Source organism: Pseudobacillus sp. 179-B 2D1 NHS, assembly GCF_045370945.1.
Taxonomy (GTDB): Bacteria; Bacillota; Bacilli; order Bacillales; family Domibacillaceae; genus Pseudobacillus.
Window position 1 is genome coordinate 20,518 of the sequence record NZ_JBIQDP010000002.1, and the last position, 11,824, is coordinate 32,341.

The 11,824-nt window shown below is 41.2% G+C and carries 13 protein-coding genes; 2 read left to right on the top strand and 11 right to left on the bottom strand.

Going from position 1 to position 11,824, the window contains the following annotated elements:
• Positions 1-86: 86 nt before the first annotated feature.
• The 11 genes from ACH0BF_RS02470 to ACH0BF_RS02520 all read right to left on the bottom strand — a co-directional run bounded on the left by ACH0BF_RS02470 (position 87) and on the right by ACH0BF_RS02520 (position 10,179).
• On the bottom strand, positions 87-749 hold the full coding sequence (locus ACH0BF_RS02470) for a potassium channel family protein (protein ID WP_120036975.1): 663 nt from the start codon (positions 747-749) through the stop codon (positions 87-89).
• A 79-nt stretch (positions 750-828) separates the two neighbouring features.
• A complete protein-coding gene (locus ACH0BF_RS02475) occupies positions 829-1,848 on the bottom strand; it encodes a cytochrome d ubiquinol oxidase subunit II (RefSeq protein ID WP_340854860.1) in 1,020 nt (339 codons plus the stop codon).
• A gap of 23 nt (positions 1,849-1,871) precedes the next feature.
• Positions 1,872-3,203, bottom strand: a complete 1,332-nt coding sequence (locus ACH0BF_RS02480) for a cytochrome ubiquinol oxidase subunit I (RefSeq protein ID WP_120036971.1) — start codon at positions 3,201-3,203, stop codon at positions 1,872-1,874.
• A 158-nt stretch (positions 3,204-3,361) separates the two neighbouring features.
• On the bottom strand, positions 3,362-3,820 hold the full coding sequence (locus tag ACH0BF_RS02485) for a TlpA family protein disulfide reductase (RefSeq protein ID WP_340854862.1): 459 nt from the start codon (positions 3,818-3,820) through the stop codon (positions 3,362-3,364).
• 92 nt (positions 3,821-3,912) lie between these two features.
• Positions 3,913-4,455, bottom strand: coding sequence for a biofilm-specific peroxidase AhpA (gene ahpA, locus ACH0BF_RS02490; protein WP_120036967.1), 543 nt, complete (start codon positions 4,453-4,455; stop codon positions 3,913-3,915).
• 323 nt (positions 4,456-4,778) lie between these two features.
• A complete protein-coding gene (locus ACH0BF_RS02495; RefSeq protein ID WP_340854864.1) occupies positions 4,779-5,900 on the bottom strand; it encodes an N-acetyldiaminopimelate deacetylase in 1,122 nt (373 codons plus the stop codon).
• A 76-nt stretch (positions 5,901-5,976) separates the two neighbouring features.
• Positions 5,977-6,687 (bottom strand): 2,3,4,5-tetrahydropyridine-2,6-dicarboxylate N-acetyltransferase, encoded by a 711-nt coding sequence (gene dapD, locus ACH0BF_RS02500; protein ID WP_120036963.1) that lies wholly within the window; start codon positions 6,685-6,687, stop codon positions 5,977-5,979.
• A gap of 121 nt (positions 6,688-6,808) precedes the next feature.
• A complete protein-coding gene (locus ACH0BF_RS02505; protein WP_120036961.1) occupies positions 6,809-7,675 on the bottom strand; it encodes a transcriptional regulator CcpC in 867 nt (288 codons plus the stop codon).
• A 31-nt stretch (positions 7,676-7,706) separates the two neighbouring features.
• Positions 7,707-9,197 carry an MDR family MFS transporter gene (locus tag ACH0BF_RS02510; protein WP_406908794.1) on the bottom strand — a complete coding sequence of 497 codons (1,491 nt, stop codon included), beginning with the start codon at positions 9,195-9,197 and terminating at the stop codon, positions 7,707-7,709.
• Between the two features lie 121 nt (positions 9,198-9,318).
• Complete coding sequence (gene cbpB / locus ACH0BF_RS02515; RefSeq protein ID WP_120036956.1) at positions 9,319-9,759, bottom strand: cyclic-di-AMP-binding protein CbpB; 441 nt, start codon at positions 9,757-9,759, stop codon at positions 9,319-9,321.
• 168 nt (positions 9,760-9,927) lie between these two features.
• Positions 9,928-10,179, bottom strand: a complete 252-nt coding sequence (locus ACH0BF_RS02520; protein ID WP_120036954.1) for a YkuJ family protein — start codon at positions 10,177-10,179, stop codon at positions 9,928-9,930.
• Positions 10,180-10,351: 172 nt separating this feature from the next.
• On the opposite strand from ACH0BF_RS02520, the gene ACH0BF_RS02525 reads away from it, so the two are divergent.
• Both ACH0BF_RS02525 and ACH0BF_RS02530 read left to right on the top strand, forming a co-directional pair.
• Positions 10,352-10,594: a glutaredoxin family protein gene (locus ACH0BF_RS02525; RefSeq protein WP_340854868.1), complete on the top strand. Its 243-nt coding sequence runs from the start codon at positions 10,352-10,354 to the stop codon at positions 10,592-10,594.
• Between the two features lie 269 nt (positions 10,595-10,863).
• Positions 10,864-11,739, top strand: coding sequence for a metallophosphoesterase (locus tag ACH0BF_RS02530; protein WP_340854869.1), 876 nt, complete (start codon positions 10,864-10,866; stop codon positions 11,737-11,739).
• The last annotated feature ends 85 nt before the right edge of the window (positions 11,740-11,824 follow it).

Consider the following 11,824-nt stretch of genomic DNA (forward strand, 5'->3'; position numbering starts at 1 on the left):
ACTTTTTCTTATCAAACAAAAAGATGCAGCTATTGGCTGCATCTTTTTGTTTGATTTACTCTTTTATGTTTTTATGTTTGTAGTGGTTACGCGTTCATTACTTTCTGCTCAAAACGATTAATATCGGAATCAGCGCCAATGACAATCAGGATGTCCCCTTCCGCTATCTTCTCGTCAGCCTGGGGGGAAACGAGGATTTCTCTTCCTCTTTTAATAGCCACAATGTTGATGCCATATCTTGCTCGGATATCTAAATCAATCAATGAATTTCCTGACAAGACCTTATTTGCCACGATCTCCATGATGGAATGCTCATCAGATAATTCCAAGTAATCAAGCACATTATTAGAAATCATATTATGGGCGATTCTCCGGCCCATGTCCCTCTCCGGATGAACAACATGATCCGCTCCGATTTTTCTAAGCACTTTTTCATGATAGTCATTTTGCGCTTTTGCTGTCACTTTCTTGACGCCAATTTCCTTTAACATTAACGTCGTTAAAATGCTCGACTGAATGTCATCACCAATCGCTACAATGACATGATCAAAATTGCGAATGCCAAGACTTTTCAACACCGACTCATCCGTTGTATCCGCTACAACAGCGTGTGAGGCAATAGCAGCAAATTCATTGACGCGGTCCTCGTCAACATCGATCGCCATCACTTCCATTCCTTGTTCTGAAAGCGCCCGACAAATGCTGCCGCCAAAGCGACCAAGGCCTATTACCACAAACTCTTTTTTCACATGAATTCCCCCACTAGTTCATCGAAGTTTCATTACCTGACCATTCTATCACAGAAGATAGAGCGATACGATAGTGTACTTATTGTTTTTTCCCCTTTACATACTCCGCATCGAATAGGAATAGCTTCATTAACAAATAGAGAGAGGGAATTAACAGCAGCAGCCCTAGCACAAAAACAATAACCAGCGCAACAGCCATTGTTTCATTCGTTACACTTTCATGCAGGACAACGTGCGGATACAAAATATATGGTAAATGGGATGCTCCATAACCAAAGAAAGCAAAAAAGAATTGCAGCATAACTAAAATAAACGCCGTGCCGAAATTTCTCCTTATATAGATCAGACAAGAGGCAATGATAAAGCAAAGCAGCGATAACGCAAACATCCACCAGTACTCACTCACTGCCTTATGAAAATGTTCAGGGTTATGTTCCCGCAGCGAAACAAACACAAGGAAGCTGGCCACAATTGTCGGCGGGCTCCACAGCAAGGCAAATTTACGCAAGATCGTCCGTGCCCCTCTATCATCTGCCCGGTCTGCATAATAAGTTAAAAAGGCAGCACTAATGAATAAAACAGAAACGATAGACAAGATTACTACACTCCAGGAATAGGGACTTGCAAACAATTCTTTTGCCAAAAAAGTAACCTTATCCCCTTCTACTTTTAAAAAGCCCCCTTCAGAAATGGTTAAAGCCGTTGAGAGTGAGGCAGGAATTAACAGCCCTGTCGCTCCGTATAAGAATAAATAAGCCGTACTGCTCCTGGAGCCATAATTATTGAATGCATAAAACGATCCACGGATTGCTAACAAAATAATCGCTATGCTGCCGGGGATCAGCAAGGCTGTTCCAAAATAATAAGCCGTGCTTGGGAAAAAACCTACGATCCCGACAAAGAAAAAGACAAAAAAGACATTCGTTACCTCCCATACGGGCGATAAGTATCTAGAAATTAAATCATTAATCAAGTGATCTTTTTTCGTTATTTTTCCATAATAAGCGAAAAAGCCGGCACCGAAATCGATGGACGCAACGATCAAATAACCGTATAAAAATGTCCATAGAACAGTAATACCAAGAAGTTCTAAATTCATGGCTCTCATCCTCCTCTAACTGATCAAAGGTTTGGGAAACGCTGTTCCAACTCGGCTTCTGCCGGTGTATGTTTAAACATACGAATTAACACAAAGACACAAATAACTCCGAGCACCAAATAAAGAAGAGCAAATAGGATAAACGTGAGCCCCACCCCATCGCCTGTCGTCGCAGCTTCTGACACCTTCATATATCCGTTTAATATCCATGGCTGGCGCCCTACCTCCGCGTAAATCCAGCCAAATTCAATTGCCAGCATAGAGAGTGGCCCACCGGCTGTAACCAACCATAACAGCGGTTTATTCAGTTCATTAAACCGTTTAATTCTATCCATCAAAATATATACGCCAGAAACCCCCAGGACAAAAAAGCCGATTGAAACCATAAGGTCAAACATATAGTGCACCCATAACGGCGGACGTTCATCTTCTGGAAACTCATTCAATCCGATTACTTTCGTGTCAAATGAGCTGCCGGCTAAAAAGCTTAAAAACCCTGGAAGGCGAATCTCATTCTTTATTTCGTTGTTTTCATCGAGTGTGCCAAACAAAATAAGATCGGCGCCTCTCTCTGTCTCAAAGTGCCATTCTGCAGCCGCCAGTTTCTCAGGTTGCTCTTCAGCTAAGAATTTCGCCGATACATCTCCAGCAAGCGCTGTAAGTATAGAAAAGATAAATGTACAAATAAGTGTTAAACGTAAAGCCTTTCTCTCATACTGTCCTCTTTTCCCTTTAATAATCGCAACAGCCGCGATAGCTGCCAGCACAGCAGCAGCCGTCATATAAGAAGTCGTTAATACATGGAAGACCTTGGAAGGAGTAGCCGGGTTTAACATGGCAGCGATCGGATCAATATTAACGGCTTTTCCATCCTTAAGTTCAAATCCCTGAGGTGTGTTCATAAATGCATTAACGGTGGTAATAAACAAAGCTGAAGCGGAAGATCCAATCATAACTGGAATGGTTAATACCCAATGTGTCATTCTGTTTTTGAATCGATCCCATGTGTATAAGTAAATCCCTAAGAAGATAGCTTCAAAGAAAAAGGCAAATGTCTCCATAAATAAAGGCAGCGCAATCACTTGCCCGGCTACCTCCATAAAACTCGGCCAAAGAAGCGACAATTGTAATCCAATCGCTGTTCCTGTTACAACACCAACAGCCACTGTAATGGTAAATCCCCGAGCCCAACGTCTTGCCAACAGTAGATAATAGGGGTCATTTCTTTTAATTCCAATAAATTCGGCAATAGCAATCATTACAGGAACCCCTACACCAATTGTGGCAAAAATAATATGAAATGCTAATGTCATTGAGGTCAGCATCCGGCTGAGCATGACACTATCCAGTTCCATTAAGAGACCTCCTTATTTTTACACTATTGAATTTATTTTACCTCTTCTTTTCATTCTAAACACCGGGCACAAGAAAATGAAGGAATCTTACCAAAGATTTTGTGATTTTTTTCACAAATTTATATAAATAAAAACCAGCTCATCAGCTGGTTCGTTTTTTATTGTGCATTTTTCTCTGTTTCATCTAATACGCGATTCACACGCTTTTCTAGCATTTTCATGCCGCTTCCTCCGGCTTGGAAATGGCGGAGATTGCCGTCTTTATCAAACACATAATAAGCAGGAACATATTGGTTTTCAAATGCTTCTGTTAATTTATGCTCACTGTCTACAAAAATCGGCTGTGTAATTCCATGCTCTTCTGCTACAGATTTAATTTCTTCAAGGTTAAGATCATCTTCAGAGCGGGGCATATGTACAGCTACGACATTCAGTTTGTCGCTGTATTCATCGCGGAATTCATTTACTTTTGGCATTGCTTCTTTACATAGATGACAACTGATAGACCAAAAGTGGATAAGTGTTGGTTTTTCACCAACCAATTCATCTTTTGTCACTTCGCCATTCAACCAGGCAGTTGCACCGTTTAATTCCGGCATTGGTTCTCTTAATTTCATTTAAATAGCCTCCCTCTTATTTCTAAAAAAGACCTAACGAATAAGTTAGGCCTTTTTGTTTGTTACGCTCAGTTATTTCTCTGTAAAAGATCTTACAGAGTTTTTTGACCTGGCTTCCAGTTTGCAGGGCAGAGTCCGCCTGTTTGAAGCGCTTGAAGCACACGAAGAGTTTCATCTACATCGCGGCCGATGTTATTGTGGTTTACTACTTGGTATTGAAGTTCGCCTTCTGGATTGATGATGAATAACCCGCGAAGTGCTACGCCTTCTTCTTCAATTAATACGCCATATTCACGGGATACTGTGTGGTTTGTATCAGCAGCAAGTGGATATTTCAGATCGCCAAGACCATTGTCTTTACGGTCTGTATTAATCCATGCTAAGTGAGTATGAATTGTATCAGTAGAAACACCAATTACTTCTGCATCCAAATCTTCGAACTCATCATAGCGGTCAGATACAGCAGTGATTTCTGTTGGACATACGAAAGTAAAGTCCATTGGGTAGAAGAATAATACTGTCCACTTGTCATTTTTCATGTTTTCTTCAAGACTTACTTTTCCAAACTCCTTATTAGCCAATACTGCGTCCATTTCGAAACGTGGAGCTTGTTTTCCTACCATGCGTTCTGCCATTTCTAAAATCCCTCCAAAATAGAATTCAATTATAAATGAGAAAGTAAAAGATTATTCTCAATTACTTTCCTTATCACAGTTATTATAATAGATGCAAATATCGGCGTCAACAACTGTTTATAATAATTTTAAAAAAGAAATTAATACAAAAAATTCTGCAGGCTTTCTAAAAAAACACCCTCTATTGTTGTTCCCTGCCACGCTTTTTTTAACGCTATCATTTATATCCAGTGTATCATGTTCTTTCCTTACAACCAAATAATAACCCCTCTACAGCTATCCTGGAGGCCTTATCGACAAGAGTAGGGAGAATGGAGCGGCTGTTAAGTAAGCGTTTTAAAATAATTCGTAAGCGCATCAATTCCAACTGTAATCGCTTTTTCATTCGGATTCAGCTTTGCGTGATGAAGTCCGTGTTCAGAGCCTACCCCAAGCCAAAACATTAATCCCGGAATCTCTTTCAGCATATAGCCGAAATCCTCGCCTGTCATCGCCTCTGTGCAAATAACGAGTTCAATGTCCTTCTGGCGTTCCATGAAGGAAATAAAACGTTCGGAGACATGAGAGTCATTATTTACTTGATAATAGTTACTGCCATAATCGATGGTAGCTGTGCATTCAAAGCCCATTTCGATCCCCTTTACAAGAGCTTCGATCCGTTTTTTTACTTTGAGCATTGACTCCGCGGACAAAGTGCGAATTGTTCCTTCGATGCGTGCGGTTTCCGCAATCACGTTTTGAACGGTTCCGCCAGTCAGCTTTCCGACTGTAACTACTGCACTGTCGAGTGGATTCACATTCCTCGACACAACCGTTTGCAGCTGGGTAATTAAATGGGCCGCTGCAACGACCATATCCTTTGTCTCATGTGGAAACGCCGCATGTCCTCCTTTTCCAGTTAAATCGATAAATAACTCAGAAGTGTTTGCGAATAATAAGCCCTCTTTCGTCGCGATTGTCCCTGCCGGGTATTCAGGAGCAATATGCAAGGCATATATTTCATCTGGCATCCACGCTTTCATCTCTTCACTTTTTATCATCGGCTCTGCTCCTCCGGGTCCTTCTTCAGCCGGCTGGAACACAAACAGCAGATCAGGGTCAATTTCATTATGAACAAAATAAGTAAGTACCCCTAAAGCAATGCTCATATGCACATCATGACCGCAAGCATGCATCATCCCCGGATGTGAGGAGCGAAATGAGAGGCCTGTCTGCTCTTCAATCGGCAGGCCATCCATATCCGCTCGGTAACCAATTATCCGGTGGCTTGTTTTGCCTTTGATTTTAACAAGGATGCCAGTTTTCCATGTCTTAACTTCTAATCGCTCTTGTGGAAGAGAGTTCAGATACTGAAGGATATAGCTTTGTGTCTTATACTCATTAAACCCTAACTCAGGAATTTGATGGAGGTCTCTTCGGATACTTATAAACGGACTGCTTCCCACTTTCTTCACTCACTTTCTTTAATAAAGAAGCACGGGCTGCAGCCCGTGCTTCTCTTGAATTTCTCCTACATGCTGCTTACAGTTTGCGTAATTCCTGCATGATTTCTGTTTTTGACTTTGTTTTATCGTCAATTTGTTTAATGACTTTTGCCGGTGCCCCGACTGCTACTGAAAACGGCGGAATATCTTCTGTAACGATTGCTCCTGCCGCAACAACAGATCCTTGTCCGATTCTTACACCTTCTAATACTACTGCATTTGCACCGATTAACACATCGTCTTCCAGAACAACCGGTTGTGCAGAAGGCGGCTCAATAACTCCTGCCAGCACTGCCCCAGCGCCTACATGACAGTTTTTCCCAACAGTAGCACGTCCGCCAAGCACCGCATTCATATCAATCATCGTACCTTCACCAATAACTGAGCCGATGTTAATAGAAGCGCCCATCATAATTACGACATTGTCACCAATTTCTACTTGATCGCGAATGATTGCTCCCGGCTCAATACGCGCTTTGATCCCTTTTAAATCGAGCAAAGGAATCGCTGAGTTGCGGCGGTCATTCTCTACTACATACTCTTCGATTTTGCCTTCATTTTGTTGAATGGCTTCAGAAATTTCTGACCACTCACCGAATACTACACCTGAACGGCCTTCGATAAATGTTTTGGAAGAAGAACCAAAGTTAATGCCTTCGAGTTCACCTTTTACATATACTTTTACTGGCGTTGATTTTGTGCTATTGCTGATAAAAGAAATAATTTCATGTGCATCCATCATTTTCATGCTATGTATTCCTCCTACTAATCATATGTACTGCGAAAAATTTTAAAATTTTGCTTCGCATTTCTTCTTAATTTATCAGAGTAAAGAACATTTCACAAGAATATTTTTACACGCTGTCCCTTCATTTGCACTCTTCCACGATCTCAATAAATGCTTGTACCTGCTTTAATTCAAAAGCCGCATCATACCCGAGAAGCCATGTGTCTCGGCGAAGAGGCCGCTGTTCTTCATCAAGCAAAGGCAGTTTATATACATCTCCTTCAGCTTCATCCAACGTAATTGCCGGTAAAATCGCATAGCCAATTCCATTAAACGCCATCTGCTTGCACGTTTCTATCTGGTCAACAATGATCGATTGCTTCGGCGCCATTTGAAACTGACGATGCCACCATTCTTGAATTTCTTGGTAATAGGTGGAATCGCTTTTAAATTGAATAAAAGGCTTATCCGAGGTTAATATCTCCTCTACATTACGGATTTCTTTATCTACTAAGAACAGGCTATCCTCAAATAGATGAATTTTTCGCCCTTTCCACTCGGGCGTTCCTCTGATAATGCCAATATGTACTTCCCCTTCATAAAGAGCTTTGGAGATTTCACTGCTCCAGCCTGTCATTAAAGAAATTTTGGCATGGGGATATTTTTTTACGAAGCGTTTTAATACCTTTGGCAGCCACTTTTGACCAACAATGGACGCACAGGCAATCTTTAATGTACCGTGGACTTCCGATTCTAATGCGTGAATATTTTCAAGCACTTTCTCCCTTTTTTCTACGACTTCTGCAGCAAATTGAACAATGATTTCTCCAGCCGGCGTTAGAGACAAACCTTTCGTCGAGCGATTAAAAATTTTCACTCCCCACTCTTTTTCAATCGTTTGCAGCCGCTGGGACAGCGCCGGCTGTGAAACAAAAAGCCGTTGCGCTGCCTTTCTCATATTCATTTCCTCTGCTAAAACCTTTAATAATTGAAATTCCGAAAATAGCATATTGTCTCCCTCCGAACAACGAACGAACGAATCATTCACCCTTTTTTAACAATAATAGGAAGAGAAAAGAAAATACAGCAAAGATACATACCACTACATAAACAGCATGCAACGAACCCGCCAATCCTTCTTGAAGCATGTGGAACATTTTATCTGAAAGCTGGCTTTCCTTGCCGCCCAGCAGTTCATTAATAGAATCAACGGAAAGGGACCTCATCTCTTCATCCGGCTGATTGTGCAAGAATGATTGCAGCCGACTGTTTAAAACACCACCGAGCAAGGCAGCCCCTACAGTATTTCCTAAGTTCCTCATAAACATATTGGCAGCAGTGGCTGCCCCACGCTGATCCCACTCTACGGAGTTTTGAATGGAGACAATGAAAGCAGTTGATGTAAGTCCCATCCCTACCCCAACAAAGAAGGAAGAAACAGCCGCCCACCAAGGGCCGCTTTCTGCATTCATGAAGATAAACAAGACGCTGCCTAAAATAAGGGACAAGCCACCAATAATTGTTGTTTGGCGATAACCGATAGTCAAAAGCATCTTCCCTGAGAGCGTTGAAGCAATCGGCCACCCAATAGACATCGCCGTCAACGTAAAGCCAGCTACTGTGGCACTCTCCCCCATAACTCCCTGCACATAGGTAGGCAGAAAACTAGAAATGCCGATAAGCATCACACCGGTCGTTAAGGAGACAATATTAGCGATTAATATTGAACGGACCTTCCATAGGTTGAAAGGCATCATCGGGGAGGAAGCTCGTCTTTCCACCCAAATAAATAGGATAAAAGCTAGCGCTGAAATAGCAAACAATAGAACGCTCTTTCCTGAAACCCAAGGAAACTTGGAGCCGCCTTCTACTAATAAAAACATGAGGCTAGAAATTGAAATTAAAAATACGAAAGTACCAGCGTAATCAATTTCCGGCTTTTTCTTTTCCATGTTTTCATGTAAAAATAGCCATAAACCGGCAATCGCCAATACACCTAACGGTAGGTTAATCCAAAATACAAAGCGCCAGCTGATAAATTCCACGAGCAGCCCGCCAAGTGCAGGACCGGTCACTGCCGAAATTCCCCATACACTAGAAAGATATCCTTGCACCTTCGCACGCTCTTCTTTCGTATAAATGTCGCCAACAATCGTTGTGGCAATTGGCATGACAGCCCCGGCTCCAATTCCTTGAACAAGACGAAAGAAAATAAGCTGTCCCATTGAATCGGCCAAGCCGCATAAAAAAGAGCCTATAAGAAAAATTAAAATACCGATAATCAGTACCGGCTTGCGCCCAAAAATATCAGACAGCTTCCCGTAAATAAGCACGGTAGCTGCGTTCATCAATAAATAGGAAGAAAACACCCAGCTATAGAGAGAAAAACCACCCAAATCCGCCACGATATCAGGCATAGCCGTAGAGACGATTGTCGCCTCAATCGCTCCCATGAACATAGCGAGTATAACTGCCGCTAACACCAAGGGCCGCTTTGTCAATTTTCTTTCTTTACGTAGTACATTATCCAACTTCCCTATCCTCCTTACAGACCTACAAAAAAACCGGGCCTTCACGAGAAAAAGCAGAGAAGCTTTCGCATTTCTCATGCTTCTCTGCCTGAAGGGAATCCGGTCAGAAATAAAGTTTTATTTATTTAAGCTGATCCACATGGTAATTCAACTGCTTGAGAATCACTCTTCTGGTCAATATGCCTTGAAATTCCCCTTCCTCATTGGTTACACATAAAAAAGGGTGATTGATTAATAGTCCAAGCGCTTTTCGAAAATGATCATGAATAGTAAGCCATGGCTTATCTGTCGCCATCACTTCCTCCACTCTCATATGTTCCAGCTTCTCAAACTCAATTCTCTCCAACCCGAGGATCGCTTCGGTAATCATCGGTGAGCTAATTAGCCCTTGAAGCCTATATTTAGCATCTAGTACTGGAATAGCTGTATATCCGCTTTTTGTTAAGATCAACAAAGCATGCTCTAAATTATTCCCAGGTTGTACATGGGCAACTTTTTCGGCAGGAATAATATAATCCATAATGTTCGTATGAAGGACATCTTTACTTTCAAAAGAAATCATCTGATTACTACCCCTTTACACTTTTCTGAGAGATGTCTTTTTTATGGTCATGCTGATGGCACTCCCATTCGTTCAAGGCGCTTTCTTTAATTATAGCAAATTCTCCCCATACATTTCCATGATTGCCAAAAGCCCCGCTTAAATGTAAGCAGGGCTAGAGTATGACTATTACTGCTGTTTTTCTTCCTGGAGAAGTTCAAAAATTTCAATAGCAGTCATGTCAATGTCATCAAAAGGATACTTATTGCCCTTTCCGTCTTTATCATATACTTCCAGTTCAAATGTATCTTTTCCCGGGAAAAACTTAACCTGGCAAAGCGTCTTGCCGTTTACCTCGAACAAACGCTGTTGCACCTCTCCGTTTTCTCCGCCCTCTTGCAATGATTTTAATCGTTGAATAATGCCTGTTAATTGTGACATAAAATTGATCGGCCCCTTTCACCTTGTACTATTCGATATTTATTTTGGTTTTGACTGTCCCGTATCTGTTTGATATAAAATAAATAGGCAAAAGAAATATACCATACATCTATTTTATATCCAACTATTTTATTTTTAATATTGTATTCAAAAGAAATAAAGGAGAAACTGAATGAAGCCCATTATTTTATATACCCAGCCTGACTGTCCGCCATGTCAAATAATCAAACTATTTCTAAAGGATCGCGGAGTGGGCTATGAGGAGAAAAATATTTCTGAGGACCACCTGGCAAGGCAGGAGTGGGAAATTAGATGGAATGCTTCCTCCACCCCTACGGTAGTCGTTCACGACGAAGCAGTGACTGGCTTTGACCTTGAAAAATTAACGAATTTGTTAGAAAAGCACGGAATGTAAGGACACTTCATAAAGGATGGCAGTGATAATTCTCTGTTTCATCCTTTTTTCTTGCAGTTATTTCACTGACAATCAAGGAATATAGTAAAGTGATAAACAGGGACAGACCAATTTCATGTAAAATAGCACTGTCTCCCTATATGAAAGAACAAGCAATGAGCGAACAAAAGAACGGACATTGTTCAACCGCCTAATGCAAATTAATTTATTAAATCTCTTTTTTTCACTACTATAAAGAGGTCGAACTTCAGTTGAAAGAGTGAAACTATATGGCAAAAAAAATTTCTCGCCGGTCATTTTTAAAACAATCTCTTGCATTCTTACTCTCTCTATTCGGACTGGCAGGAGGCGGCTATTCCTATGCTAGATTTATTGAACCGAAACGTCTGCAAATCATTGAATTAGATATTTCCCACGAATTAATTCCACGAGCTTTTCATAATAAACGGATTGTACAATTCAGTGATACTCACCTAGGCTTCCAATATACGTTGCAACAATTAGAGGAGCACGTCCAAACCATTCATTCACTCGATCCAGACTTCATCTTCTTTACTGGTGACCTGTTGGATAGACCGGATGACTATCAATCATCAAAGACAAAGGAAGTCATCTCTATTTTGCGCAAACTAAAAGCCCCTTTAGGCAAATTTGCTGTTTACGGGAATCATGATCATGGCGGATATGGAACTGATTTGTATAAGTCAATTATGGAGAAATCAGGATTTACACTTTTAAGAAATAACTCGGTGGAATTAAGACATCTTAATGAAACGATTTATCTACTTGGCATAGACGATGCTTCGCTGGGACAACCTAGCTTTAGTCAAACTACAAAGAAAGTCAAAAAAGACCAGTATCTTATTCTGCTTTCCCACGCACCAGACCTTGCCGATGAGGCGGCAGATGCCGGCATTCATTTGCAATTGAGCGGCCATTCCCACGGTGGGCAAATCCAGCTGCCCTGGTATGGAGCGTTGTACACTCCTCCCTATGCGGAAATTTATAAAGAAGGACTATACAAGATAAAAGGTAATCCCCCCCTAACTCTCTATGTGAATCGCGGCTTAGGTACAACAAGGCTTCCTTTCCGTTTCTTATCTATTCCGGAGATTACCGTATTTACGTTAAAGTCTATAAGGTAACGGAGAAAGCTATTTCTACCGCTTTCTCCTCTTTTATATAACAAAATTAAAATTATTCAGATACTTTTCAATCAACTAAAAAAAG

Excerpts from the sequence above, each read along its gene's own strand:
- ACH0BF_RS02475 (WP_340854860.1), bottom strand. The coding sequence starts at position 1,848 with ATGAATTTAGAACTTCTTGGTATTACTGTTCTATGGACATTTTTATAC.
- ACH0BF_RS02480 (WP_120036971.1), bottom strand. The coding sequence starts at position 3,203 with ATGGAACTGGATAGTGTCATGCTCAGCCGGATGCTGACCTCAATGACA.
- ACH0BF_RS02485 (WP_340854862.1), bottom strand. The coding sequence starts at position 3,820 with ATGAAATTAAGAGAACCAATGCCGGAATTAAACGGTGCAACTGCCTGG.
- ahpA (WP_120036967.1), bottom strand. The coding sequence starts at position 4,455 with ATGGCAGAACGCATGGTAGGAAAACAAGCTCCACGTTTCGAAATGGAC.
- dapD (WP_120036963.1), bottom strand. The coding sequence starts at position 6,687 with ATGAAAATGATGGATGCACATGAAATTATTTCTTTTATCAGCAATAGC.
- ACH0BF_RS02505 (WP_120036961.1), bottom strand. The coding sequence starts at position 7,675 with ATGCTATTTTCGGAATTTCAATTATTAAAGGTTTTAGCAGAGGAAATG.
- cbpB (WP_120036956.1), bottom strand. The coding sequence starts at position 9,759 with ATGATTTCTTTTGAAAGTAAAGATGTCCTTCATACGAACATTATGGAT.
- ACH0BF_RS02520 (WP_120036954.1), bottom strand. The coding sequence starts at position 10,179 with ATGTCACAATTAACAGGCATTATTCAACGATTAAAATCATTGCAAGAG.
- ACH0BF_RS02525 (WP_340854868.1), top strand. The coding sequence starts at position 10,352 with ATGAAGCCCATTATTTTATATACCCAGCCTGACTGTCCGCCATGTCAA.
- ACH0BF_RS02530 (WP_340854869.1), top strand. The coding sequence starts at position 10,864 with ATGGCAAAAAAAATTTCTCGCCGGTCATTTTTAAAACAATCTCTTGCA.